General features: G+C 70.7%; 23 protein-coding genes. 16 read left to right on the top strand and 7 right to left on the bottom strand.

The window, feature by feature from the left end:
- The first annotated feature begins 12 nt into the window (after positions 1-12).
- Positions 13-2,238 (top strand): heavy metal translocating P-type ATPase, encoded by a 2,226-nt coding sequence (locus E5P3_RS12755; RefSeq protein WP_232073115.1) that lies wholly within the window; start codon positions 13-15, stop codon positions 2,236-2,238.
- Between the two features lie 9 nt (positions 2,239-2,247).
- Here E5P3_RS12755 and E5P3_RS12750 read toward each other — a convergent pair whose 3' ends face one another.
- From E5P3_RS12750 to E5P3_RS12740, 3 genes are all read right to left on the bottom strand, one after another.
- Positions 2,248-2,577 (bottom strand): four-helix bundle copper-binding protein, encoded by a 330-nt coding sequence (locus tag E5P3_RS12750; RefSeq protein ID WP_162586318.1) that lies wholly within the window; start codon positions 2,575-2,577, stop codon positions 2,248-2,250.
- Positions 2,567-3,454, bottom strand: coding sequence for a methyltransferase, TIGR04325 family (locus E5P3_RS12745; RefSeq protein ID WP_162586317.1), 888 nt, complete (start codon positions 3,452-3,454; stop codon positions 2,567-2,569). The genes E5P3_RS12750 and E5P3_RS12745 overlap by 11 nt, the downstream gene beginning before the upstream one ends.
- A gap of 190 nt (positions 3,455-3,644) precedes the next feature.
- The gene (locus tag E5P3_RS12740) at positions 3,645-4,451 is read right to left on the bottom strand and encodes a CHAP domain-containing protein (RefSeq protein ID WP_162586316.1); all 807 of its coding nucleotides are present in this window, start codon (positions 4,449-4,451) and stop codon (positions 3,645-3,647) included.
- 194 nt (positions 4,452-4,645) lie between these two features.
- Between E5P3_RS12740 and E5P3_RS12735 the strand changes: the two genes are divergently transcribed.
- From E5P3_RS12735 to E5P3_RS12720, 4 genes are all read left to right on the top strand, one after another.
- Positions 4,646-5,482 carry a GNAT family N-acetyltransferase gene (locus E5P3_RS12735; protein ID WP_162586315.1) on the top strand — a complete coding sequence of 279 codons (837 nt, stop codon included), beginning with the start codon at positions 4,646-4,648 and terminating at the stop codon, positions 5,480-5,482.
- A 251-nt stretch (positions 5,483-5,733) separates the two neighbouring features.
- A complete protein-coding gene (locus E5P3_RS12730) occupies positions 5,734-6,330 on the top strand; it encodes an RNA polymerase sigma factor (protein ID WP_162586314.1) in 597 nt (198 codons plus the stop codon).
- Positions 6,331-6,408: 78 nt separating this feature from the next.
- The gene (locus E5P3_RS12725) at positions 6,409-7,026 is read left to right on the top strand and encodes an anti-sigma factor family protein (RefSeq protein ID WP_162586313.1); all 618 of its coding nucleotides are present in this window, start codon (positions 6,409-6,411) and stop codon (positions 7,024-7,026) included.
- 5 nt (positions 7,027-7,031) lie between these two features.
- Positions 7,032-7,883, top strand: a complete 852-nt coding sequence (locus tag E5P3_RS12720) for a caspase family protein (protein WP_162586312.1) — start codon at positions 7,032-7,034, stop codon at positions 7,881-7,883.
- Between the two features lie 12 nt (positions 7,884-7,895).
- On the opposite strand, the gene E5P3_RS12715 is transcribed toward E5P3_RS12720, so the two are convergent.
- Positions 7,896-8,855: an alpha/beta fold hydrolase gene (locus E5P3_RS12715; protein ID WP_162586311.1), complete on the bottom strand. Its 960-nt coding sequence runs from the start codon at positions 8,853-8,855 to the stop codon at positions 7,896-7,898.
- 179 nt (positions 8,856-9,034) lie between these two features.
- Between E5P3_RS12715 and E5P3_RS12710 the strand changes: the two genes are divergently transcribed.
- From E5P3_RS12710 to tagF, 11 genes are all read left to right on the top strand, one after another.
- A complete protein-coding gene (locus tag E5P3_RS12710) occupies positions 9,035-9,610 on the top strand; it encodes a hypothetical protein (RefSeq protein ID WP_162586310.1) in 576 nt (191 codons plus the stop codon).
- A gap of 215 nt (positions 9,611-9,825) precedes the next feature.
- Complete coding sequence (locus E5P3_RS12705; RefSeq protein ID WP_162586309.1) at positions 9,826-10,398, top strand: hypothetical protein; 573 nt, start codon at positions 9,826-9,828, stop codon at positions 10,396-10,398.
- A 69-nt stretch (positions 10,399-10,467) separates the two neighbouring features.
- Positions 10,468-10,797 (top strand): hypothetical protein, encoded by a 330-nt coding sequence (locus E5P3_RS12700; protein ID WP_162586308.1) that lies wholly within the window; start codon positions 10,468-10,470, stop codon positions 10,795-10,797.
- A gap of 29 nt (positions 10,798-10,826) precedes the next feature.
- Positions 10,827-12,443 carry a DUF4384 domain-containing protein gene (locus E5P3_RS12695; protein ID WP_162586307.1) on the top strand — a complete coding sequence of 539 codons (1,617 nt, stop codon included), beginning with the start codon at positions 10,827-10,829 and terminating at the stop codon, positions 12,441-12,443.
- Positions 12,427-12,861: a hypothetical protein gene (locus E5P3_RS12690; protein ID WP_162586306.1), complete on the top strand. Its 435-nt coding sequence runs from the start codon at positions 12,427-12,429 to the stop codon at positions 12,859-12,861. Before E5P3_RS12695 ends, E5P3_RS12690 begins: the two co-directional genes overlap by 17 nt.
- A gap of 32 nt (positions 12,862-12,893) precedes the next feature.
- Positions 12,894-13,628: a GIN domain-containing protein gene (locus tag E5P3_RS12685; RefSeq protein ID WP_162586305.1), complete on the top strand. Its 735-nt coding sequence runs from the start codon at positions 12,894-12,896 to the stop codon at positions 13,626-13,628.
- Between the two features lie 68 nt (positions 13,629-13,696).
- Entirely contained in the window at positions 13,697-14,317 is a 621-nt protein-coding gene (locus E5P3_RS12680; RefSeq protein ID WP_162586304.1) for an OmpA family protein, read from the top strand.
- 205 nt (positions 14,318-14,522) lie between these two features.
- Positions 14,523-15,713 carry a type VI secretion system lipoprotein TssJ gene (gene tssJ / locus E5P3_RS12675; RefSeq protein ID WP_162586303.1) on the top strand — a complete coding sequence of 397 codons (1,191 nt, stop codon included), beginning with the start codon at positions 14,523-14,525 and terminating at the stop codon, positions 15,711-15,713.
- On the top strand, positions 15,710-16,840 hold the full coding sequence (locus E5P3_RS12670) for a DotU/TssL family secretion system protein (protein ID WP_162586302.1): 1,131 nt from the start codon (positions 15,710-15,712) through the stop codon (positions 16,838-16,840). Before tssJ ends, E5P3_RS12670 begins: the two co-directional genes overlap by 4 nt.
- Positions 16,837-20,160: a type VI secretion system membrane subunit TssM gene (tssM, locus tag E5P3_RS12665; protein ID WP_162586301.1), complete on the top strand. Its 3,324-nt coding sequence runs from the start codon at positions 16,837-16,839 to the stop codon at positions 20,158-20,160. The genes E5P3_RS12670 and tssM overlap by 4 nt, the downstream gene beginning before the upstream one ends.
- Positions 20,154-20,726, top strand: coding sequence for a type VI secretion system-associated protein TagF (tagF, locus tag E5P3_RS12660; protein ID WP_162586300.1), 573 nt, complete (start codon positions 20,154-20,156; stop codon positions 20,724-20,726). Before tssM ends, tagF begins: the two co-directional genes overlap by 7 nt.
- A gap of 318 nt (positions 20,727-21,044) precedes the next feature.
- On the opposite strand, the gene E5P3_RS12655 is transcribed toward tagF, so the two are convergent.
- From E5P3_RS12655 to tagH, 3 genes are all read right to left on the bottom strand, one after another.
- Positions 21,045-21,176, bottom strand: coding sequence for a hypothetical protein (locus E5P3_RS12655; protein WP_197893963.1), 132 nt, complete (start codon positions 21,174-21,176; stop codon positions 21,045-21,047).
- Positions 21,177-21,504: 328 nt separating this feature from the next.
- Positions 21,505-22,245 (bottom strand): PP2C family protein-serine/threonine phosphatase, encoded by a 741-nt coding sequence (locus E5P3_RS12650; protein WP_162586298.1) that lies wholly within the window; start codon positions 22,243-22,245, stop codon positions 21,505-21,507.
- Positions 22,227-23,528, bottom strand: coding sequence for a type VI secretion system-associated FHA domain protein TagH (gene tagH / locus E5P3_RS12645; RefSeq protein WP_162586297.1), 1,302 nt, complete (start codon positions 23,526-23,528; stop codon positions 22,227-22,229). The genes E5P3_RS12650 and tagH overlap by 19 nt, the downstream gene beginning before the upstream one ends.

Here is a 23,528-nt window from a genome sequence, read left to right as displayed (position 1 = left end):
CGAGAACACCCGATGTCGATGGACAACAGCTTGACGATGCCGGCGCCCGCCGCCGGCTTGCAGGAACGGTCGCTGCAGATCGAGGGCATGACCTGCGCCTCCTGCGTGGCGCGCGTGGAGAAGGCGCTGGCCGGCGTGCCGGGCGTCGCCTCGGCCACGGTGAACCTGGCAACCGAGAAGGCCCAGGTCCGTTTCGCCGGCCGCGACGTGGATGTCGCCGCACTCCTGGCCGCCGTGCACAAGGCGGGCTACGAGGCACGCCGTGCCGACGAGCCGCAGCCCGCGCCGGCGGCGAGCCAAGCGCCCGACTGGTGGCCGGTCGCGCTGGCCGCGCTGCTGTCGGCGCCGCTGGTGCTGCCCATGCTCGGCCTGCTCTTCGGCCGCACGTGGATGCTCGATGGCTGGCTGCAGCTGGCGCTGGCGACGCCGGTGCAGTTCTGGCTCGGCGCGCGCTTCTACCGCGCGGGCTGGAAGGCCGCGAAGGCGGGCACCGGCAACATGGACCTGCTGGTTGCGCTGGGCACCTCGGCCGGCTATGGCCTGAGTCTCTACCTGCTGCTCACGCACGCGGGCCACGGCATGCCGCCGCATCTGTACTTCGAGGCCTCCGCGGTGGTGATCACGCTGGTGCTGCTCGGCAAGTGGCTGGAGCTGCGGGCCAAGCGGCAGACCACGGAGGCGATCCGCGCGCTGAACGCGCTACGGCCCGAGCGTGCGCGGGTGCGGCGCGACGGGCAGGAGCGGGAGTTGCCGCTCGCGCAGGTGAAAGTCGGTGACGTGGTGGTCGTGCGCCCCGGCGAGCGCATCCCCGTGGACGCCGTCGTGCTCGAAGGTGCCAGCGAGGTCGACGAGTCGCTCATCACCGGCGAGAACCTGCCGGTCGCCAAACACGCCGATGACACGGTCACCGGCGGCTCGGTCAACGGCGAAGGCTTGCTCGCGGTGCGCACCACCGCCGTCGGCGCGGAATCCGTGCTCGCGCGCATCGTGCGGCTGGTCGAGTCGGCGCAGGCGAAGAAGGCGCCGATCCAGCGGCTGGTCGATCGCGTGAGCAGCGTTTTCGTGCCGGCGGTCATCGCCATCGCGTTCGCCACGCTGGCGGGCTGGGGCCTGGCGACGGGCAACTGGGAAGCCGCGATCCTCAACGCAGTGGCCGTGCTCGTCATCGCCTGTCCCTGCGCCCTGGGGCTGGCCACGCCGACCGCCATCATGGCCGGGACCGGCGTCGCGGCGCGGCATGGCGTGCTGATCAAGGACGCCGAGGCGCTGGAGGTCGCGCACAGCGTCGGCATCGTCGCCTTCGACAAGACCGGGACCCTGACCGAGGGCCGCCCGCAACTGGTCGCCCTCGATGCCGTGGATGGCGATACCGCCGCCCTGCTGCGGGCTAGCGCGGCGATCCAGGCCGGCAGCGAGCATCCGCTGGCGCGTGCCGTGCTCGCTGCGGCCGGCACGCAGGGCCTGGCGATCCCGGCCGCGAGCGAGGTGCGCGCGCACGCCGGCCGCGGCATGGCGGCCACGGTCGAAGGCCGCGCGCTGCGCCTGGGAAGCAGCCGCTTCATGAGCGAGCTCTCGGTGCCGCTCGGCAAGCTCTCCGAGCGCGCGGCGCAACTGCAGGCAGAGGGCCGCACCGTCTCCTGGCTGGCCGAGATCGGCGCCGGCCCGAAGCTGCTCGGCCTGCTCGCCTTCGGCGACACGCCAAAGCCGACCGCCGCGGCAGCCATCCGCCGGCTGCATGCACAGGGCATCCGGACCGCGCTCATCTCGGGGGACAACCGGGGCAGCGCCGAAGCCATGGCCCGGGTGCTGGGAATCGACATCGTGCACGCGGAAGTGCTGCCCGAGGACAAGGCCGCCATCGTCGCGCAGCTCAAGACGCAGGCGGGCACCCGCGCCGCGATGGTGGGCGACGGCATCAACGACGCGCCGGCACTGGCCGCGGCCGACGTGGGCATCGCGATGTCGACCGGCACCGACGTGGCCATGCACGCCGCCGGCATCACGCTGATGCGCGGCGACCCCGCGCTGGTCGGCGATGCGATCGACATCTCGCGCCGCACCTACGCCAAGATCCGGCAGAACCTGTTCTGGGCCTTCGTCTACAACGTCGTAGGCATTCCGCTGGCCGCCTTCGGCTTGCTGAGCCCGGTGATCGCGGGTGCCGCCATGGCCTTCAGCAGCGTGAGCGTGGTGGGCAACGCGCTCCTGCTGCGGCGCTGGAAGGGAAGCGCGGGCTGAGCCCGCATCTCAGGCGGCCATCTGCCGGCAAGCGTCCGCGCAGCGGCGGCAGGCCTGGGCGCAGGCCTGGCAGTGCGCGTGCGAATGCTTCGCGCACTCGGCCCCGCAGGCCGTGCAGATCTCCGCGCACAGGCGGCAGATGGCCGGCGCGTGGGCGCTGTCGCGCGCCATTGCCGCTGCGGCGAGCTGGCAGATGGCGGCGCAGTCCATGTCGAGCGCGATGCAGGCGGCCATCATCTTCACATCGTCCTCGTGCAGGCAGGCGGCGGCGCAGTGGCTGCAGGCCATCGCGCAGTCGTTGCAGGCGTCGATGCACTGTGCGTACCTCTCATGAGCCATGAATTTCTCCTGGAACGGATGCCGGCGCAGAGCCGGCGGGTTGGAAAGGCGGCGCCAGGCTGCGCGTGAAGTACAGCCCGCTGAAGGTGGGGAACGAACGCTCGGGATGGCCGGGCAGGTAGAGAGAGCGTTCATGCACCTCCCATTGGTCGCGCAGCACATAGCCCCGTGCCTCGATGCCCTGGACGAAGCGTTCGCGGTTGGACACCTGCACCGGCACGAAGCACCCATCGCCGATGTTCTGCGTGCACACGTAATCGTCGCCCCCGTAGAGCGGCACCTTGTTGAGCAGGAGGTGCGCCGGCATCCCAGCGCAGCGGCCAAGCAGCGCGGCGGGCCGGCCGTCTTCCATGTACTGCAGCGATCCCGCGGCAATCCAGACTTCGGCAGGGTCGCCGCTCAGCGCCTCGTCGAGATCGTCGGCGAATCGCAGCGCCGCGGCACCGCGCTCCACGGCCAGCCTGCGGCCGATCGCGGCGATGGTGGGCACCTCCACGACGCGCCACGTCAGCGCGGCCGGCATGTCGATGTAGGAGCGGTAGGCGTAGTAGTGCACACCCACAGAGCCGCCGATGTCGAGCACGCTCGCGGCGCCCTGGCCGAACGCGCGGGCCAGCCACCACATCACGGGGTAGTCGTAGGCGAAGACCTTCCTGCTGCGCAGGTTCACGTATTCCTCAGCCAGGGCCTCGTGTCCGAAGCCCGGATTGGGTGGCAGCGACCGGCGCGCGGCCTCGAAGCTGTCGTATACGCCGAAGTAGAAGCCGAAGCCCTCCGGGGACTGGAAGTGCCGCCGCCGCCATTGCAGGAACAGCGGCCGCGTCGCGGGGCCCTCCAGCAGCTCGCGCACCCGGTGCGCCACGCTCGGGTGGGTCATCGCACCCCCCTTCGGCGCCACGGGTGCGCCGTCGCCGTCCCGAACTGGGTGTGTGACCAGGACATGACCGATTCCTCTTCGAGAAACGATCAGGCGGCCGGAACGCTGACCTTGACGGACGTGCGGCCTACAGGATGTACGACTATTTCCGGCGGCCGTGAAAAGGGGAGAACAGACCCACTGGACTCATTCACGGCCTCCGGGTTGTCCCGTAGTCGATGAAGCCCTTGTTGATCTCCCCGACCTTGCGGGCCAGCCGGTAGACGCCGCCGCCCTCGCGCGTGCGGCTGGCGTCGGTGTTGCCCTCGATGGTGGCGAGGATGCCGGCCGAGACCGACTCGATCAGGCCGGTGTGGCCCGCGCCCCGGCCGTGGTCCATGATGAAGATCATGCCGGGCGCGAGCTGCGTCGGATCGGCCGTTGCCGCGCGCGCCGGGATGCGCGTTGCCCCCTTGGCCGCGGCCTTGTTCCAGTGGTCGAGGCAGCCCGCAGTGCGCACCATGGGATTGCCGGCGTGCCCGAGCGTCTTCGAGGCCTCGTCGAAGCAGTAGTAGACGAAGGCGCAGCACCAGGGCAGCCCGGCCGGCACGCCGACGCGGGCCAGGTACTTCTCGACCTCGGGGCCGCGGTTCGAGTTCATCGGCACCTCGCGCACCTGCTTCGCCTCTTCGCCGGCGGCGACCGCCAGCACCTGTGCCAGCAGGTCGCTGCCGGCATGGGCGCTCGCACCGGCGGCCTCCGTCCCGAAGAGCGCGCCCCAGGTCAGCGCGCCGATCTCGCCGTCCTGCTTCAGCGGGCGGCCGGCCGAATCGACATGGCGGGCCTGGAACAGCTTCACCACGCGCCGCATGCCGGCATCGAAGACCGCGCCCCGCGGATCGAGGCGCGCGACGGACTCGCCGTCGCCGCCCATCATCAGGCCGAGTTGCCTGCGCACCGCCTGCACGACAACGGCATCGTCTTCGCCGAGCTTGATGATGCGACCGGGATAGTCCATGCGCTTCTCCTCGTGGCTTGCTCAGCTTAGGCGTCCGCATGCGCAAATGCATCTGGCGGACGGCGTATTCCGGAACGCCTGCATGCGATGCGATGCATGCGCATGCGAGCTGGACCGCACCGCGCGCAGACCCGTCGATGCGCGAAGCGGTGCATCATTGCCTGCGTGTGCATGACACGAGGTGCAGACAAGGAATGAAGCGTGCCGACATCGCCATCCTCCCCGCCGGGCAGCTCTCGCGCACCGCGCTGGCCGCACTCTGGAACCAGGCCTACGAGGGCTACTTCGTGCCCGCGGCCTTCGACGAGCAGCGCTTCGAGCGGCATCTTCGACGGGCCAACGTCGAGCTCGGGTTGTCGAGGGTGCTGACCGCCGGCGGCCAGCCGGCCGGCCTCTCGCTGGTAGGGCGGCGGGACGCGCGGGCCTACCTCGCCGGCTTCGGCATCGTCCGCGCGCAGCGGCGCCGCGGACTCGCCCGCCTGCTGATCGAGGTGCAGCTCGCGGCCCTCCCGGCCGCCGGCGTGCGCGACGTGGTGCTGGAGGTCATCGAGCAGAACCCCGCGCGCACCCTCTACGGCCAGGCCGGGTTCGAGGCGCTGCGGCCGCTGGAGCTTCTGTCGGGCACGCTGGACGCGCCAGCCGCCGAGGCCGTGGCCCTCGGCCCGGCCGATCTCGCCGCCGTGCACGCGCACTGCAGCGCGATCGCGCTGCCGACCTGGCGCCGCGAGCTCCCGACCTTGCTGGATGCCCTCACGCAGGAGAGCGCCGCCGCGATCGGCGTGCGGCGCGGCGACACCCTCGTGGGCTACGCCGTGCTGCCCGAGCAGGCCCGCCATGACGGCACGCTGCTGGATGCCGCCGCGGTCGACGAGGCGGCCGCGCATTCGCTCCTGGGCGTGCTCTCGTCCGCGCGCCCCGACACCCGCTGGCGGCTGGTCGACGAGCCCGGCGGCAGCCCCTTCTTCAGCGCGGCGCGTGCGCGCGGCCTGGTCCCGGTGATGCGCCAGATCGAGATGAAGCGCTTCTTTTAGGGCCCTGGACCAGGCAGAACGCGCTGGCGTTGCCGCTGCGCTGGGAGGGGCAGCCCCCCTACGCGCTCAACCTCGCGTTCCACCGCGGAGACGGTGCGCAGCGTCGAGCGGGAGCCCTCGGGCGCGCTGCTCGCGCTGGCCGCCGACATCGAGGCCGCGCTCGCGAAGAAGGCGCGTGACATGAGCGCCGGAAAACGGGGCAGAGACGCTATATTGCGTCACTCCCACCGCCATCGCCACCGTCACCCTGCATGGACAACGACGAGGTCAACCAGCTGCTCGTACGCATCGGCCGCGAAGACCAGGCGGCGTTTCGCCAGCTGTACAAGGCGTTCAGCCAACGGGTCTATGCCTACGCGCTCAACATGCTGAGCGACCACGCGCGGGCCGAGGAAGTGCTGGTGGACACGCTTTACGAGGTCTGGCGCCACCCCGACCGCTTTCGGGGCGATTCTCAGTTTTCCACCTGGCTCATCGGGATCGCGCGTAGGAAGGCGCTGATGGTCTACCGCGCGCGCCGGCCCGACGAGGTGCATGCCGATCTGGAAGACATCGCCGAAGTCACCGCTTCGGACACGCCCGACGGCTACGCGGAGCTGGCGGGCAAGCAGCGGCGCGAAGGCGTGCAGCACTGCATGGGCAAGCTGTCGGACGAGCACCGCGAATGCCTGCACCTGGTGTTCTACGAGGGCATGGGCCTGGCGGAAGTGGCGGAGATTCAGAATTGCCCCGAGGGCACCGTCAAGACGCGCCTGTTCCACGCCCGCCAGAAGATCAAGAAATGCCTGCAGTCCCTGCTGCGCAGCGAGGGGAGCGCCCCTGAAGCCAAGGGCGCCCTCGCCTCGTGAATGACGCTTGCGGTCTTTCCGGCATGCGCGCAAAAATAAACTGAACCATCCGCAAGGCTCGCGCAACCCAGCGGCATCATGAACAAACGCTTCGAAGAACTGCTCCCCTGGTACGCCAACGGTTCGCTGGGAGCCGAAGACCGCGCCTGGGTCGACGCCTACCTGCAACAGCACCCCGAGGCCAGGAGCGAGCTGGACTGGTATCGCTCGCTGCAGGCGCGCGTCCAGGAAAACGCCCCCGCCGTGCCGCCGACCATCGGCCTGGCCCGCGCCATGCGCCTGATCCAGGGCGACCGCCCGACGCTTGCCGAGCGCATCGGCGCCTTCTTCGGCAACCTGGGCATGCGCCCGAGCTATGCGATCGCCGGCCTGGCGCTCGTGATGGTGCAAGGCGGCGTGATCCTGAACCTGCTCGGCCACGCCCGTGAGGACGCCGACCAGATCCGCGCCCTGAACGCGGTTCGCGTCGAAGAGGGCCCGATGCTGAAGATCAGCTTCGCGCCCGACGCGAAGGAGGCCGACATCCGCATGCTGGTGGTGCAGGTCGGAGGCGAGCTGGCCGGTGGGCCGGGGCAGCTCGGCGACTACTACCTGCGCGTGCCGGCCGGTAGCGAAGCGGCGGCGCTCGCCCGGGTGCAGGGCGCCCCGATCGTCCAGGCCGCCTCGCTGGCACCCGGCGTGCCGCCTCGGGAGTAGCCGCCATGGCCACGCTGCTGAGCCGCCGGACGCTGCTGCAAGGCGCCTTGGGCGCCGCGGCGCTGCCTTTTGGCGGTCCCGCCCTGGGCGGCCCCGCCAACGGCAACGCGAACACCCATGGCGCCGAGTCGCGCATTGCCTTGGTGATCGGCAACGGCGCGTATCGCGCCGCGCCGCTGAAGAACCCGCCCGGCGACGCCGCTGCCGTCGCGGCCGCATTGCGCGGCCTTGGCTATGACGTGACCCTGCGCCAGGACACGCGGCTGCCGGACCTGATCGAGTCCCTGCGCGAGTTCTCGATGCGCGCGCCGAAGGCCTCGGTCCGCATGCTGTTCTATGCCGGCCACGGCGTCCAGGTGAAGGGCCGCAACTACCTGGTGCCGATCGACGCCGACCCGCTGACCGAAGAGGACATCCAGCGGCAGAGCGCGGACGTCGGCGAGTTCGTCGACCGGCTCAGCGCCATACGCACCGGCATCAACATCGTGGTGCTCGACGCCTGCCGCGTGAACCCGTTCGCCGGCGGCGTCATCGTCGGCCCCGATGGACGGCGCCTGAAATTCCGCGGCGCGACACCAGGGGGCCTGGCGACGCTCGATGCGCCCGTCGGCACCCTGGTGGCCTTCTCGACCGCGCCCAACGGCGTGGCGCTCGACGGCGCCAGCGGCAAGCACAGCGTCTATGCGCGTCACCTGCTGGCCAACCTGCCGACGCCCGGGCTGCAGATCGAGCAGCTCTTCAAGCGGGTGCGCATCGGCGTGGCCGAAGACACCGGACGCGTGCAGGTGCCCTGGGAGTCGTCGAGCCTGACGGCCGACTTCTGCTTCAAGTCGAACGACAAGGGGCGGTGCGGGTAGCCGATACGCCGCTCAGGCGTGGTCGTCCAGGAAGCGCTCGAGCTCCCGCGCAAAGCGCAGCGGCTCGCTGACATGCGGCGAATGGCCGGCACGCGGGTAGACGGAGATCTGCGCATGCTTCACCGTGTCGCGATACCAGGCGTCGAGCGGCAGGCCGGCATAGTGCGGGCTGCGCGCGCCCAGCACGACCAGCAGCGGCGCGTCCAGGCGCGACAGGGAAGCGCGGAAGTCGGCCTGCGCCATCGACTCGGCGAGATCGAGCAGCGGCCGGATGTCGATGCTTCCCAGGCGCCGGCGCAGCATCCGCCCGAGCGATGTGTCGATGCCCAGCTGGCGCCTGAGCCAGGCGCCCCCGAGCGCGCCGACCTCGTTCAGCAGCGCCTCGGCCAGGTCCTGGCGCGCGCCCGCGATCAGCCCCGACAGCATCGCCGCGCTGCAGCCACCGAACAGCCCCAGACGCCAGCTGTCGTCCGTCACGATGCGTGGCGACTGGTCGACCAGCGCCACCGCGGCAACGCGGTGCGTGCCATGCAGATGCAGGTACTGCATCAGCGTCAGCGCGCCCATGGAGTGCCCGACCAGCACCGCTCGCTGCAGCCCGAAGTGGTCGAGCATTTCGGCCAGGTCGCTCGCCAGCCGCGCGAGTGTGATGCTGCCGCGCACCGGCCGGCAATGGCCATGGCCTCGGGCGTCCCAGGCGAGCACGCAGTGGCGCCGCGCCAGCCGCCGCGCCACCGGCATCCAGTCGCGATGCGAGCATCCGACCCCGTGCACCAGCACCAGCGGCGGGCCCTTGCCGAGCACGAACACGGGCACCACCTGGCCATCGCTGGCCGTGAAGCTGTCGAATTCGCCGGCGGCGGGCGTGCCGAGGTTCACCAGCCCGAAGTTGCGCAGCGCGTTCAAGGTGCCGCGCAAACCCGTCAGGCGCGGCGGGTGTGGAGGCGGGTCTGGCGGAGCCCTGTCGAGCATGGCGGGCCATCGTACGCTGGCGCGCAGCCAGCCCGAAATCGGCTCGAACCCTTCTCGGTTGATCGTCGTGAAATTCCTTTGAACCGAATCCGAACCGGGCGCAACCCATGGAGCGGGAAGGCAGGCAGATCGGCAAGCCCCACCACTAACCCTCGTTCCATCACTCTCAGGAGATCATCATGCAAATCGTCCGCAAAGCTTCCGTTCTTGTCGCCCTTCTCGGTCTTGCCGTCGGTGGCGCGATGGCCGGCGAAATCACGGGTTCCACGGTGCTGTCCACCGGTGCCGTCAACACCTCGGCCGGCTTCCTGTCCACGGCGCGCCAGAACATCGGCGTGGCCGAGCAGAACGGCAAGATCACCAACAGCACCGTGATCGTCAACGGCGCCAACAACACCGCCGCGGGCTTCCTGTCGACGGCGACGCAAAGCGTGGGCCGCGCCACGCAAAACGGCAAGATCACCAACAGCACGGTCATCGGCAACGGCCTGAACAACGTGGCTGCCGGCTTCCTCAGCACCGCCACGCAGGACGTGGGCTTCGCCAAGGACAACGGCGAGGTCGTGAACTCGACCGTCATCGCCAACGGCGCCAGCAACACGGCCGCCGGCTTCCTGTCCACGGCCCGCCAGCAGATCGGCGGCGCGCAAGGCAACGGCAAGCTGACGAACTCGACGGTGATCGCCACCGGCTCGGTCAACACCGCCGCCGGCTTCCTGTCCACCGCCGACCAGAGCATCGGCGTCGCCAAGTAAGACGCTGCCGGCTTTCATTCCCGCCTCCTCGGCCCCGACCCGCCCGCGCACCTGCGCCGGCGGGTCTTTTCATTCCGGGGCCGCGCTTCTGCTGCTGCGAATGCGAATTCCCTTGAACCGTTTCCGGACGCGCAGCAACCCATGCAGCGGAAGGCAAGCAAGCGCATGCCGCCCACCCCCAAACGCCAACCCGCCAATCCTTCAGGAGATCCACCATGAAAGCCGCTCCCAAACTTTCCGTCCTCGCCGCGCTCGGCCTCGTCTTCGGTGCCGCCATGGCCGGCGAGATCGCCGACTCCGGTGTGTTCTCGACCGGTGCCGTCAACACCTCGGCCGGCTTCCTGTCCACCGCGCGGCAGAACGTCGGCGTGGCCGAGCAGAACGGCAAGATCAAGAACACCGCCGTGATCGTCAACGGCGCCGTGAATACCTCGGCGGGCTTCCTGTCGACGGCCAACCAGAGCATCGCCCGCGCCACCCAGAACGGCCAGATCAGCCAGACCGCCATCGTCGCCCAGGGCGTGAACAACACGGCCGCCGGCTTCCTGAGCACGGCGAACCAGGAAGTGGGCTTCGCGAAGGACGATGGCAAGGTCCAGGGCAGCTTCGTCGGCGCCACCGGCGTGAGCAACGTGGCCGGCGGCTTCCTGTCGACGGCGCGCCAGCAGATCGGCGGCGCGCAAGGCAGCGGCAAGCTGACGAACTCGACGGTGCTCGCCACGGCGCAGGTCAATACCGCCGCGGGCTTCCTGTCCACCGCCGACCAGAGCGTCGGCGTCGCGAAGTAAGACCTCGTCCTTGTTCTTTCCCTGCGCCGGCGTCTCGCCCGCCGGCGCTTCCCCATCCAGGAGACCACCATGAATGCACGCCTCGCCCTCATCGCCCGCATCGTTCTCGCCGCCGTCACGCTGGGCGCCGGGGCCCACGCATTCGCGGGACAGGAGCTGATGGGTGTCGACACGCGCTTCCGCGCGAAGATCGCGAAGGAAAAGATCCGCATCGCCGCCCAGGAGCGCAAGGCCGACGAACAGGGCAAGTCACAGGGAAACTCCTCGGACTCCAGCACCTGCGGGAGTCAGAACATCGGCAACATCGACACCGGCGGGCGCATCGGCGCCTCGCCGCGCGAGGTGTTCGTGTTCGCGCCCAACGCGATCAACATCGTCGGCCGCGGCGGGTGCCGCTGAGCACAACGTCCCGCATCAAGGGAGATGTCATGAAACCGCCCAAGCTCGCGCGCCTCCTCGCGCTTTCCGCCACCTTCGCGGCACTCGCCGGCTGCCAGACGCTCGAGGTCAGGCAACCCACCATCGACCAGACGAACGAGATCCGCAAGGGCCCCGAGGACCGGCCCCAGCGCTCGATCACCGGCTTCTCGCATGCGCTGCGCTGCATGGACACGCTGTTGCTCGACTACGGCGTGCGCGACATCACGATGCTGACCGAGGAAATCAGCGACGAAACGAAGAAGCTGAACGCCGGCACGCGCGACATGCTGATCTCGTCGGTGTCGGACATGTCGCGTCGCAGCCGCGCAGTGCGCCTGGTCGCCTTCGGCAAGGACACCGCGAACGTCATCAGCTATCTCGCTTCGGCGCAGAGCGCGGCGGCCTACCAGGCGATCCCGCTCTACGACATCAAGGGATCCGTCTCGCAGTTCGACGAGAACCTGGTCAAGAACCAGAAGGACGTCGGCATCGGCTTCGCACCCTTCATCAACCTCGGCGCGGCAAAGGACGCGGGATCCAGCATGCTGGCGCTCGACCTGAGCGTGCTGACCACCAGCGACATGGCGGTACTCGCGGGCGTCACCTCGCGCAACTCCGTGATGATCCTGAAGCAGGGCAGCGGCATCGACGGCGACGCCGCGTACCACAAGTTCGGCATCAACTACAGCATGAACCTGGCGAAGGCCGAGGGCCAGACGCAGGCGCTGCGCGGACTGGTCGAGCTGGCGGCGGTCGAGCTCATCGGCAAGCTCACGAAGACTCCCTACTGGAGCTGCCTGGGCGTGACGGACCCGAAGGCGAACGACGAAACGCGCCTGGAGATGTTCGACTGGTACCACGCGATGGCCGCGACGCGCATCGAGCTGATCGCCTACTTCCAGAACCAGCTGCGCCGGCGCGCGTTCTACGACGGCCCGATCGACGGCGAGTTCAACCCCGCCATCGACGAGGCGATCGCGAACTACCGCGCCGCGCTCGGGCTCAGCCGCGAGGCGGTGCTCAACGAGCAGTTCTTCTACGCCTTCCTCGCAGCCGACCACACCAAGATCAAGCGGCCGGAGGAGCCGGCGCGCTACGTCGCACCGGCCTCGGTGGCCGCGGCACCGGCATCGGTCCCGGTGGTGGCAAGCGCAGCATCCGCCTCGCCCGCGGCGGCGGCAGCAGCGCCATCGGCCGCGGCACCGCTGAAGCTCTCGGTGACGGCTCCCAAGCAGCAGACCCGTTTTGCCCGCGGGGAGTCGATCAGCCTCTCCCTCGCACCCTCGCAGGACGCGCATGTCTACTGCTACCTGCAGGACGAGGAGTCCAAGGTCATCCGCTTCTTCCCGAACCGCTTTGCCCGCGACTCGCGCATCGCCGCGGCCCAGCCGCTCACGCTGCCCGGCGCCATGCGCTTCCAGCTCACGATGAATACGAAGGGCGTGCCCGAGACCATCTCCTGCTTCGCAACGCAGCGCGACGTGATGGCTTCGCTGCCGCAAGCCCTGGTCGGCACCGACTTCGAACCCCTCCCCGGCGCCACGCTCGAAGCGATCCGCGGCGCCTTCGTCAAAGCCAGCGGCGGCACGCTCGCCCAGGAGAACTTCCGTGTCCAAGCCAAATGAATCCCTTCCCGGCCGTGCGAAGTGGCTCGGCATCCGCCTGGTCGCCGTGAGCGGGGTCGCCCTGGCCGCCGTGGTCGGGATCCTCCAACTGCCCTCCGGCGCGACGGCAGGCGTCGCGACCGCCACCGCTGCCGCCGACGATCGCGTCGTCTCCGGGCTCCCGCCGGCGCCCCCGCCCCCGGCCACGGCGCCGGCGTCGAGGCAGAAGGGACAGGGCACCTATCGGCTGCGCTGCTGGCAGTATGGCCGCCTGTTGTTCGACGAAGGGCCGGTCACCCTGGGCCCCGACGCACGGCAGGGCGCGAAGCTGGTGGCGACCGACCGCAACGGCGGATCGGTGATCGTCACCGACTCCGGCTGGACCACCTGCCAGGCGCGCCCCTACCCCCCGGAGCGCAACCTCGCGCTGCCGCGCTGAGGCCAAGCCCGCGCACTCAAGGAACCTGCACCATGAACTGGTTCAGCCGTTGGTTGCCGGCGCGGGGCGCGCTCCGCGCCTGCGCCCTGGCCGCGGGTTCGGCCGCGGTACTTGCCGCGGCCCTGGCCGAGCCGGCCCAGGCGGCCACCGAGACCCGCAGCGTCGCCGGCTTCGACCAGGTGGTGTTCGCCGTCGCCGGCGAGATCAGCGTCGAACAGGGTCCCAGCGAGACGCTGACGCTGGAAGCCGAGCCCGCGGTGCTGCGCAAGATCACCACCGAGGTCCAGGGCCGGCGCCTGCTCATCGGCCTGGCGCCGGGGCGGATCGAGACCCGGCAGCCGATCCGGATGAAGCTCGGTGTCCGGGCGCTGCGCGCCTTCGAGTCGCGCACCGCCGGCGAGATCAGCATCGGACCGCTGCGCAGCGACGCGCTCGCGCTGGTGTTGGCGGGCGGCGGCTCGATCCGCCTCGATCGCCTGGAGGATGCGCGCAGCCTCGACGTGCGGATCACCGGTGCCGGGGAGGTCGCTGTCGGTGGCGGCAGGGTGGTCGCGCAGCAACTGGCCATCACCGGCATGGGCCGCTACTCGGCGCCCGGGCTTGCCAGCGAGCGAGCCGAAGTCGCGATCGACGGCAACGGCGAAGTGCGCCTTGCCGCCAGCACCACGCTGGCAGTGCGCATCGGCGGGGTCGGCCACGTGCGCTATCACGGCGACCCGGTGGTGACGCGCTCGATCCGCGGCGTCGGGACGATCGAGAAAGATTGAACCGCGCAGGCGGCGCTCGCAACCCATGGGCATCGACGAATCCAACGCCACGCTCAAGGAGCCCCGCCATGACCCGCTACCTCAGCACCCTCGCCCTCGCGCTCGCCGCCGCCTTCCTCACCCCGCCGGTCAAGGCCGAGAAGGTGATCATTTATCGCGAGGGCCAGCTCGTGAACCCGCATGACGTGGCGGCCGTGCTCGGCAACAAGACCCGGTCGATTCGCTTGCTCGACGATGCGCCGGCGGCGCCAACCCCGACGAAGTATGTTGCGGCCGCCGCCGCCGCCCTGGCGAAGACCTCGGCACGCGCCCCGGCCCGTGTGTCCGCTGCGCCTGACGATGCCACCGCCGAGGCCTCGGCCTTGTCCCTGCCGGTGCGCTTCGCCTTCGACTCCTCCGAGATCCTTCCCGCCGCACGGACCCAGCTCGATGCATTGGCAGAAGGCGTCAAGCTGCTTGCGCCAAACAGCATCGTCACGGTCGAAGGCCACACCGATGCTGTCGGAAGCGATGCCTACAACCTCGAGCTCTCGCGCTCCCGCGCGCGTGCTGTGCGTGACTATCTGGTGCAGCGGCATGGCATCGACGGTGCGCGGCTGAAGACGGTCGGCTACGGCGAAGCCCGACTGGTCGAGGCGGCCGATCCCACCGCCGCCGTGAACCGCCGCGTGCAGTTCCGCGGCAGCTGAACAAGCGCTCGGGCGCGACGACCGGACCCTTCCCCTTGTGCCTCGGATGCGCTGCACGGAGAATGGAACGCGGTCGTCCGTGGAGGTGCTTCAGACTGTGTCGAACCTTGCATCTCTTGCGCTGGGGTCTTGGTCCCTCTCATTCCGGAGGAAGGTTGGCGTGGGGGCACCGGGCTTTCTGTCCGAAGTCCAGAAACTCTCCGGAGTGAGGCGCCGCCCCCTCCTCACCTGCATCGCCCTGGCCCCCGCGCTATGGCCCCCCACCTCCCTCGCCCAGCCGCAAGCCAAGGTCGAAGTCTCCAGGCAGCGCCGCATCGCACTCGTCATCGGCAACGGCCGCTACCCCGAGATCCCGCTGAACAACCCCGAGCACGACGCCCGCCTCGTCGCCCAGACCTTGCGCTCCCTCGACTTCGAAGTCGGCGAGCACCTCAACCTCAAGGCCCGCGACTTCAAGCGCGTACTGCGGGAATTCGCGCGCCGAATGGACGACGACCGGGTCGCATCGGTCTTCTACTACGCCGGCCATGGCGTGCAGATCGGCGGGCGCAACTACCTGCTGCCGGTCGACATCGCACTGCGCGACGAGGCCGAGGTGCGCGACGAGGCGATCGACCTGCAAGACGCGCTTCTCGCGCACGTCGACCGGGTCCGTCCGCGCGCCCGCATCTTCATCATCGACGCCTGCCGCAACGACCCCTTCGCGGCGCGTGGGCGATCGCGCAACGCCAACGGCCTGGCCGAGATGGCGGCGCCGGGTGCCCTCATCGCCTTCTCCGCAGCCCCCGGCGGCGTCGCGGAGGATGGCCCGGCCGGCGGCAACAGCGTCTACACGAAGCACCTTGCCACCGAGCTGCGCTCGGTCGGCGTCGAAGTCGAGGAAATGATGAAGGCGGTCCGCGTCAAGGTGCTGCGTGACACCGGCCAGCGCCAGATCCCCTGGGTCAACACCTCGATGGTCGTGAATTTCATGTTCAACCCCGGGGCAGCGCCGGCACTGGCCAGCCCCAAGCGCAATCTGCAACTGCTCGTGCAGGCGCAGCGCAGCCTGAATACCGATGCACGCAACGCGTCGGCCTCGCTGGCGCTGCGGGTCTATGTCCTGCGCGATGCGAGCGGATTCGAGAAGGCGAGCTTCGACAGCCTCTACGACGACGACGAGGCGACCCTCGGAGCGAACGTGCTCGTGCGCGAGAGCCTGTACCTGCGCCCCGGCGAGGCGCGCGAGCTGGCCCTCGAACTGAGCGGCGACGCACGCGCCCTCGCCGTCTTCGGTGCGTTCAGGGAGATCGAGCGCTCGCAGTGGCGTGCCATCCTGCCCTTGCCCGTCGGGACGCTGGCGCGCGTGCGCGTCGACGCGCAGGCGCGCCAGCTGCAACTGGGGTGGGCCAAGTGAAGCGGCCGGCGGACGCCTCCGCACCGCCGGTCCCCGGCCAGCCGAGCGGCGCCGACGAGCCGGCCGCAGCGCGTGCGCTCCGCGCCCATGCGCTGCCCCTCGTCGCATTGATGGCCGGCCTGCGGGATGCGACGCCCGCCGACCCGGCCGCGCTGCGCCGCACGCTGGCCCAGGCGGTGAACCGTTTCGAAGCAGATGCGCGCGCGGCGGGCATCGCCGAGCCCGACATCGCGGCCGCGAGTTACGTGCTGTGTGCCTGGGGCGACGAGCAGTTCGACGCGGCGCCCTGGGGCGGCGCGGAAGGCGCCGGGCTGCTGCGCTGCTTTCACGGCGAGGCCAAGGGCGGCGACAAGCTGCTGCGCCTGCTGGCGCGGCTGGCCGAAAAGCCGCGCGAGCACCGCGCACTGCTCGAGCTCTTCCACACCTGCCTGAGTCTGGGCCTGCGCGCGCGCGGCGTCCTCGGCGACCGCGACCACGAAGCCCTGCGCTCGCGCGTGCACCTCGCGCTGCAGCAGGTGGCGCCGGTGCCGGCGCTGGTGGCCCCTTGGCAATGCTCGGCGGCAGCGGCCAGCCCGCCTCGCGCGCCGCGCGTCGCGTTGCCGGCGGTCCTGCTGCTGGGCGTACTGGCCCTGGGCATCTACAGCGCCAGCCAGTTGCAGCTTGCGGCGCGCGTCGACGGCGTGCTGGCGTCCTTGCAGAAAATCGTGCCGGCGGGCGCCGCCACGGCAGCGCCCACAGCGGCCGCGCCGGAAGTGCCGCCGCGGCTGGCCTCGAAGCTGCGTGACGACATCGGCGCCGGCCGCTTGTCGGTCCGCGACGAGGCGCTGCGCAGCGTGGCCGTGCTCGGTGCCGATGCGCTGGGCGACGCCACCGGCCCCTTGACGCGCCTCGGTGCTGCGCTGGCGAAACTGCCGGGCAAGGTCGTCGTCGTCGGCTACACCGACGGCAGCGATCCCCCGACGGCGCGCACGCCCTCGGCCTGGCACCAGGCGATGGAATGGGCGCGCGGCGCCGCCGATGTCCTGCGGCCGCAGCTCGGCGATGCGCGGCTGGCCGTGGAGGCCCGCGTCGACGCCACGGGCGGCAAGCCGCCGCGCCGGGTCGAGATCGTCCTGTTCCCGGAATGAAGCCGTCGACCCGCTTCGCGCAAGGCGCCGTGAACCTCGGCGCGGCAGGCGTCCTGCTGTGGTTCGCGGCACCTCTGCTCGCCTTCGGCACCTGGCACCCTTTCGACGACGTGCGCGCGCGCGTCGCATTGCTGACGCTGGGCGCGCTCCTGCTGCTCGGCCTGCACGCACTGCGGGTGCTGCTGGCCCGGCGGCGCAACGAGCGCCTGCTCAAGAGCCTCGAAGTCGGCGATGCCGGGCCCGAGCTGAGCCAGCGTTTCCGGCAGGCGCTCGCGATGCTGCGCCAGGGCATCGAGGCGAAGGGCCGCCACCACTGGTGGCAAGGCCGGCGGCAGGTGCAGCAGATGCCCTGGTACCTGATCATCGGCGCGCCCGGAGGCGGCAAGACCACGGCGCTGCTGCATTCAGGCCTGCGCTTTCCGCTCGCCGAACGCCTCGGGCGCGACCCGCTCGCGGGGACCGGCGGGACGCGTCAGTGCGACTGGTGGTTCAGCCAGGACGCGGTGTTCATCGACACAGCAGGACGCTACACGACCCAGGACAGCGACGCCGCGGCCGACGCCCGCGAATGGCAGGAGTTCCTCGCGCTGCTGCGCCGCCACCGGCCGGTGCAGCCGATCAATGGCGTGATCGTCAGCGTCAGCGTGCCCGACCTGCTGCACGGCGGCGCGGAACTCGCACGCCAGGCGGCAGCGGTCGCGGCGCGCCTCGACGAGCTGCGCCATGAGCTCGACCTCGCCTTCCCGGTCTACCTGCTGGTGACCAAGGCCGACCTGCTCGCCGGCTTTGTCGAAACCTTCGGCGACCTCGACGCTGCGCAACGCGAGCAGCTCTGGGGCCTGGTGTTCGACGCCGACGCGGCCGGCATCCCGGCCGATCTCGGGCCGCGCCTGTCGGACCTCGCGCAGCGCCTGGCGCGGCGCAGCCGCGAACTGCTGCAGCAGGAACACACGCCGCAGCGCCGCCTGCCGATCTACGCCTTCGCGGCACAGTTCGACGCCCTGCTCGCACCCCTCGAGAGCTTCGTGCGCAAGGCCTTCGCCGGCATTGCCGCCGAACCGGCGCAGCGCCTGCGCGCGATCGCGCTGACGAGCGGCACCCAGGAGGGCAATCCGATCGACCGGGTGATCGGCGAACTCGCACGCAGCCACGGCCTGGCGCTGAAGCCGCTGGTGCGGCCCGACGCCGGCGGCAAATCCTTCTTCCTGAATTCGCTGCTGAAGCAACTCGTGATCGCCGAAGCGCCGCTGGCAGGCCAGCGGCTGCAGCGGATGCGTTGGCGCCGGCGGGCCGCCATGTTCGGGGCGGGGTTTGCCGGCGCCGCGCTGCTCGCCGCCTCGGCCCTGTGGTGGCAGAGCTACCGGCGCAACCTCGACTATGTCGACAGCGTGCGCACGCGGGTGGAGCAGTTGACCCAACGCATCGGCTCGCTGGAATCGGCAAAGCTCGAGCAGGTGCTGCCGCTCTATTCGCTGCTCGAGCGCCTGGCCGCGAACGACGGCATCGATCCGAACGTTGCACCCGCCGGCTTCGGATTCGGGCTGTTCCAGGGGCCGCGGCTGGCGCGCTCGGCGGAGCAGGCCTACCGCGAGATGCTCGATCGCAGCCTGGCGCCGCTGCTCGTCGAACGCTTGCGCCGCGACCTGCGCGAGGCCGAGGACAGCGCGACGCGCTACGAGGCCTTGCGCGCTTCATTGATGCTGGCCAGCCCGGCGCGGCTGGTCCGCGGCGAGTTGAGGCCCTGGGCCGAGCAGACGCTGGCACAGGCGGGCGGCGCAGCGGAACGCGCCGAATGGGCGCGCCATGTCGGGACCCTGCTCGAACGCAGCGGGCTGCCCGAGGCGATGCGCTCCGACGAGGCCGGCGTGCGCGCGGCGCGCAGCGCACTCGCGGCAATACCGCTGGCGCAGCGCGTGCATGAGCGCCTGCTGCGTCGCGTTGCCGACGCCGAGCCGCCGCAGGACCTGCCCACACGCCTTGGCGCGGCCGGCGCCCTCGTGTTCGCGGCGTCGGACGCCGGGCCGATGCCGGAACATTCGAGCGCCGGCGACTGGCGGCGCATGCTCGTGCCGGCGCTCGATACGACGCTCGACGAGCTCGCGAACGAGGCAGACTGGGTGCTCGGCGACTCCGGCGGCGAAGTACGGCGCCTGCAGAAAGACCTCGCCTGGCGCGACGAGATCGCCACGCAGGTCGGCAAGCGCCACGCCCAGCGCGTGATCGCGGCCTGGTCACGCCAGCTCAATGCGCTCGCGTTGGCGCCCGGCACCGATGCGGACAGCGCGTCGCGCCAAGCCTTGTCTCTCACGGCGCCCGATTCGCCGCTGCGCCGCCTCCTGACGCGCCTGGCCGACGAGTTCAGCGCCACACCCCAGGGCGCCAGCGCGGCCGAGGGCGCTTTCGATGGCGCGCTGCGAGCACGCTTCGGCGCCCTCGGCGACTACGCTGCGGGGGCCGGGCCGCAAGCCCTCGACCGTCTCCAGGCCCTGGCCACGGCCAAGCGCGACGAGGCCGCCAACTCCGAGCTCGACGCGACCTTGCGCGCCGAGGCCGCCCGCGCGCCGCCCGCGCTGCGCAAGGTCTACGGCGGCCTCGGGACCTTGATGCGCTCGCACGGCGGCGCCAAGCGGAGTTTCGATGCCGCGCTGGCCGAGCTCGCGCAGACCTGCAGCGCCTTGACGCGCGAGCGCTTCCCCTTCGGCGCCGCTGCGCTGCGCGACATGGCCCCGTCCGACTTCGCGCGCCTGTTCGGACCCGGCGGCCTCTTTGACGAGTTCCGGCGCAACCAGTTGAGCGAGCGCATCGACACGTCGAGCCGGCCGTGGAAGGCGCGCGGCGCACCGGGCGATGCGGAGTTGCCGGGCGCATTCGAGCGGGCGGCGGCGATAGGCGCCCTGTTCTTCCCCGCAGGCGCACCGATGCCCGAGCTCAAGCTGCGCCTCACGCCGCAGCGCATGGATGCCGAGCTGCTGCAGTTCAGCGTCGACGTGGATGGTCAGCTGCTGCGCTTCGAGAACGGCCCGTCGCGCTCGAAGGAGCTGGTCTGGCCGGGACCGGCTTCGACCCAGAAAGTGCTGATGCGCATCCTGCCGCCGGGCCCCACCGGCGTCGCCGCTGAAGTCCATGAAGGCGCCTTCGCCTGGATTCGGGTGCTGTTGCGCAGCGAATGGAAGGGCGAGCCGGGTGCGCCGGCGCGCCTGGCCCTGGCCGTCGACACCCGCACCCTCGACGTCGAGGCGAGCGCAGCCGGCGCGCCCGAGGCCGACATCTGGACCCTCCGGGAACTGGCACGGTTTCGCTGCCCGCAAGCCACATGGTGAAGCTGCCGTCGCGTCGCGTGTGCTGGTACGGCAAGCTGCCCGCGCGCGGCGACTTCGTCGGCCGCGGCCTGCCGCCGCGCTGGCGCAGCGACTGGGACGGTTGGCTGCAGCGGGGGCTGGCCCTTGCCGCTACGACGCTGGACGGCGCGGCTTTGCGCGAACGGCTTCGCGCCTTCGCGCCTTGGCGCTACCTGGCGCTGCCGGCGCCCGGCGAGATCTGGTGCGGCATCGTCGTGCCTTCGCACGATCGCGTTGGACGTGCGTTTCCGTTGACGTTGGCCGAACGCTTGACCGAGCCGGCGTCGCCGGCTGAAAGCGCCGCGCGGCTCGCGTCGCTGCTTGGCGCGGCAGCTGAAGGACCCGAGGCACTCGAGGCAGCAATCGCCGCCCTGCCGCCGCGCGCGGGGCAGGAATTCCAGCCCGCCGAGGCCTGGCCGCCGCAGCCGGCCAGCCTGTGGTGGCCGCTCGCCGCTGCGCACGATGGCCTTCCGCGGATGGCGGCTTGGCCGCCGGAGCCGGGGCTGGTGCTGGAGCTGTTGGATATTCAGGCTGATTCCGGCAGATAGCAAAGAGCATCGCAGTTGCACAGTCCGCTCAATGAGCCGCGAACGCGGCTCGCACTTGAGCCGAGTCAATCAGCTTGCTGAAACTCTTCGGTTGGCATGGCACCGATGACGGATCCTTCCAACAGCGATGCCTCAAAAGCTGGCAACAAAAGCCCGCAATATCGTTGAAATTCAATCTCCACCCTGGAGCAAGCGATGTGGCCACGGCAACGGCGCACGCGCGCCCGAGCTTGGACATGGGAACTCCCCGAGTTTTTTGGATGGAAAGGAAGCGAGCAGCCCTGCCCTCCCGGCCCGGGCTGCAATAGCGCGCCGACGCTACGGCGAGGTGGTCGCCACCGAGGTGCGATTGCCCGCGGCGTCGTAGCTGTAGGTGATCGTGGTGGTGGCGCTGGCGTCGCTGTAGACCGCATTGGCCAGGCGGCCCAGTGCGTCGTAGCTATAGCTCACGGAACCCGCATGAGCGGGAAGACCTGCGAGCGCGGCGCTGCACAGGCAAGCGGCGAGCACTGTGCGGCTCAACATCCGCGCGAACACATGGCAATCGGATGGCATCGATGCGCGCAATCTCGATGCACACGCTGGCAATGCAGCGGTCTTGTTATTCATTGGGGAAGCTCGTCTATTTTTGGTGCCGCGGACTCTAGTCGAGCCTTCCGCAAAAAAATACTCGCTATTTGTCGCGCAAGCGTTGCCTGACGGCTCTGCGCACAGCGTGTGAGACTCGGAACGTGCTCGCGAATGTGTCCCGGCGATCCCTGAAAAATTCCCCGACGGGTCAACCCGCCCCGCACCAGACCGCAAGCGCCGAATAGTTGTCCTGGTCGCTGCGGCCGGCTTGCCGCACGCCCGCTTCGAGCCGATCGAGCCAGGCCTGGACGCCGCTGCAGCCGTCGAGGCTGCGCGCCATCGCCAGTTCGTCGAAGGCCGACCAGAGGCCGTCGGTGCACAGCAGCAGCGCATCGCCGGAAGCAAGCACCTGCGGAGCTTCCAGCGTCTCGAAGTCGAAGCCTTCGGGCGAGCCGAGCGCCGACGTCAGCTGCCCGGAAGCGGTGCCGGCCGCGCTCAGGCCGGCGTCGCGCAAGCGCTGTTCGAGGCTCTGGTCGCGCGTGCGCCCGAGGAATCGGGCGTCGCGCCAGCGGTACAGGCGCGAGTCGCCGGCATGGGCCCAGAGCGCAGCGCCGCTGAAAAGATCGAGCAGCAGCACCACGATGGTGGTGCGCATGTCGGCCGTCAGGGTGCCGGCGACCTGCTGCGCGACGACGGCGCCGTTGGCCCCCTGGACCAGCCACTGCAGCGCGTTCAGGCTGACCTCGGGATGGAGCGCGAAGGCTTCCAGCACATGCGTCACCGCGGCGCGCGATGCCGTCTGGCCGCCGCCATGGCCGCCGGCGCCGTCGCACAGGACGGCCACCAGGGAACCGGCGCCTTCCCAATAGCCGAAGGCATCCTCGTTGCACTCGCGCCGCCCGGTTTGCGACAGCGCGGCGAGCGAGACGGTCAACGCACGCTCGGCCATGGCGCCTCCGGCGATGTGGGGCCCGGGTCGCGGCCAGCGTCAGGGCCAACGTCGGGATCGAGGCGCGACTGGGCCTCGTAGGCCCGCAGGAACTCGCGTCCGAAGATGGTCTGGAAGTCATCGTCCAGGTGCTCGAGCAACTGGGCGTGCTGCATGCGGTGGCGATGCCAGAGGGCTGCGGCGCGGAACAAGGGAAGGCGCGAAATGCCGTGGGCCGGGCCCTCCCCGTTCTCGGCGGCCTCGGGACCGAGCCGGGAGAAGAGCTCGAACACCGCCGCGCGCATGCCGGCCACCATTGCGACCTGGTGGACCAGCAGGTCGCGATGCGCGTCGTGCAACGCCGCCACGGGATCGAGGAAGCCGGGGCTGGCCTCGCGCTGCAGCATTCGACTCAGCGCTTCGGTCGCATCCGGCGAGAACTTCAGGGGGTTGTTCTGGCGTGGCGCGATGCGCGTGCCCTCGGCGCGCATCTGGCGCTTCGTGATGGCGCGGCTTTGCAGCAACGCGAGCGTGCCCTCGGCCGTGGCCCGCAGCAGCGCGCCGAGGTGTTCCATCCATTCCGGCGTGAGCGGCGCGGCCTCGGCGCCCAGACCGGCGCCGCGGCCGAAAGCCGCTGCGAGCTCGCGCAGTTCCGGCGGCATGTCTGCCGGACGGCGAACGCCTCTCCTGGGGGCGGCCGGCGGCGGCGCGTCCGAAAGAGGCGCCGGCGCTGTCGAATCGGCCGCCTCGGCTGCCGCGACGGGCGGGGGCGGCGGCGGTGCCGGTGGCATCGAGGACGCGCCGGGCACCATCGGCGTGCCCGTGCGCACGACATGCCGGCTGGTCTGCCACGACACCACCGCGCTGGGTGCCGCCGCCTCCTCGGGCGAAGATGCAAGGGCCGGCAGCGGGGATTCGGCCGCGAGCGGATCGGGCGCGTCTTCCAGGTCGAACCAGCGATCCAGCCGAGAGCGCTGCGCAGCCGTCGCCGCCGCGGGCTCGACGGCGAGTTCGAACCCGCCGATGCGCAAGCGGTCGCCCACCAGCAGGGCCCGCTCGCCGCCCGGATCGAGCTGCATGCCGTTCACCCACAAGGGCGCGCTGCTGCTGATGCAGCGTACGCGCGCGGCCTGGCCGACCGCAATCACCTGCGCGTGCTGGCGCGACACCAGGCGCAGCGGGTCTGCCAGTACCAGGGCGCATTCGACGGAGCGGCCGATCGTGAGGCCCTCGGGCGGCATCGGAAGCGCCGTCGCGTCGGGTTCGGTGGCGCCGGGCCGGCGCGTGACACGCAGTGCGATCAC

This window comes from Variovorax sp. RA8 (assembly GCF_901827175.1).
Lineage (GTDB): Bacteria > Pseudomonadota > Gammaproteobacteria > Burkholderiales > Burkholderiaceae_C > Variovorax.
The sequence above is the reverse complement of the archived record's forward strand: the minus strand, read 5'-3'. Positions and strand labels throughout refer to the sequence as shown.

Bases quoted from the DNA above. Each gene is read 5' to 3' on its own strand.
- E5P3_RS12740 (WP_162586316.1), bottom strand. From the start codon at position 4,451: ATGGACTATCCCGGTCGCATCATCAAGCTCGGCGAAGACGATGCCGTT.
- E5P3_RS12755 (WP_232073115.1), top strand. From the start codon at position 13: ATGTCGATGGACAACAGCTTGACGATGCCGGCGCCCGCCGCCGGCTTG.
- tagF (WP_162586300.1), top strand. From the start codon at position 20,154: ATGGTGAAGCTGCCGTCGCGTCGCGTGTGCTGGTACGGCAAGCTGCCC.
- E5P3_RS12735 (WP_162586315.1), top strand. From the start codon at position 4,646: ATGAAGCGTGCCGACATCGCCATCCTCCCCGCCGGGCAGCTCTCGCGC.
- E5P3_RS12695 (WP_162586307.1), top strand. From the start codon at position 10,827: ATGAAACCGCCCAAGCTCGCGCGCCTCCTCGCGCTTTCCGCCACCTTC.
- E5P3_RS12685 (WP_162586305.1), top strand. From the start codon at position 12,894: ATGAACTGGTTCAGCCGTTGGTTGCCGGCGCGGGGCGCGCTCCGCGCC.
- E5P3_RS12725 (WP_162586313.1), top strand. From the start codon at position 6,409: ATGAACAAACGCTTCGAAGAACTGCTCCCCTGGTACGCCAACGGTTCG.
- E5P3_RS12700 (WP_162586308.1), top strand. From the start codon at position 10,468: ATGAATGCACGCCTCGCCCTCATCGCCCGCATCGTTCTCGCCGCCGTC.
- E5P3_RS12650 (WP_162586298.1), bottom strand. From the start codon at position 22,245: ATGGCCGAGCGTGCGTTGACCGTCTCGCTCGCCGCGCTGTCGCAAACC.
- E5P3_RS12745 (WP_162586317.1), bottom strand. From the start codon at position 3,454: ATGACCCACCCGAGCGTGGCGCACCGGGTGCGCGAGCTGCTGGAGGGC.
- E5P3_RS12715 (WP_162586311.1), bottom strand. From the start codon at position 8,855: ATGCTCGACAGGGCTCCGCCAGACCCGCCTCCACACCCGCCGCGCCTG.
- E5P3_RS12680 (WP_162586304.1), top strand. From the start codon at position 13,697: ATGACCCGCTACCTCAGCACCCTCGCCCTCGCGCTCGCCGCCGCCTTC.
- E5P3_RS12705 (WP_162586309.1), top strand. From the start codon at position 9,826: ATGAAAGCCGCTCCCAAACTTTCCGTCCTCGCCGCGCTCGGCCTCGTC.
- E5P3_RS12750 (WP_162586318.1), bottom strand. From the start codon at position 2,577: ATGGCTCATGAGAGGTACGCACAGTGCATCGACGCCTGCAACGACTGC.
- E5P3_RS12730 (WP_162586314.1), top strand. From the start codon at position 5,734: ATGGACAACGACGAGGTCAACCAGCTGCTCGTACGCATCGGCCGCGAA.
- tssM (WP_162586301.1), top strand. From the start codon at position 16,837: ATGAAGCCGTCGACCCGCTTCGCGCAAGGCGCCGTGAACCTCGGCGCG.
- E5P3_RS12720 (WP_162586312.1), top strand. From the start codon at position 7,032: ATGGCCACGCTGCTGAGCCGCCGGACGCTGCTGCAAGGCGCCTTGGGC.
- E5P3_RS12710 (WP_162586310.1), top strand. From the start codon at position 9,035: ATGCAAATCGTCCGCAAAGCTTCCGTTCTTGTCGCCCTTCTCGGTCTT.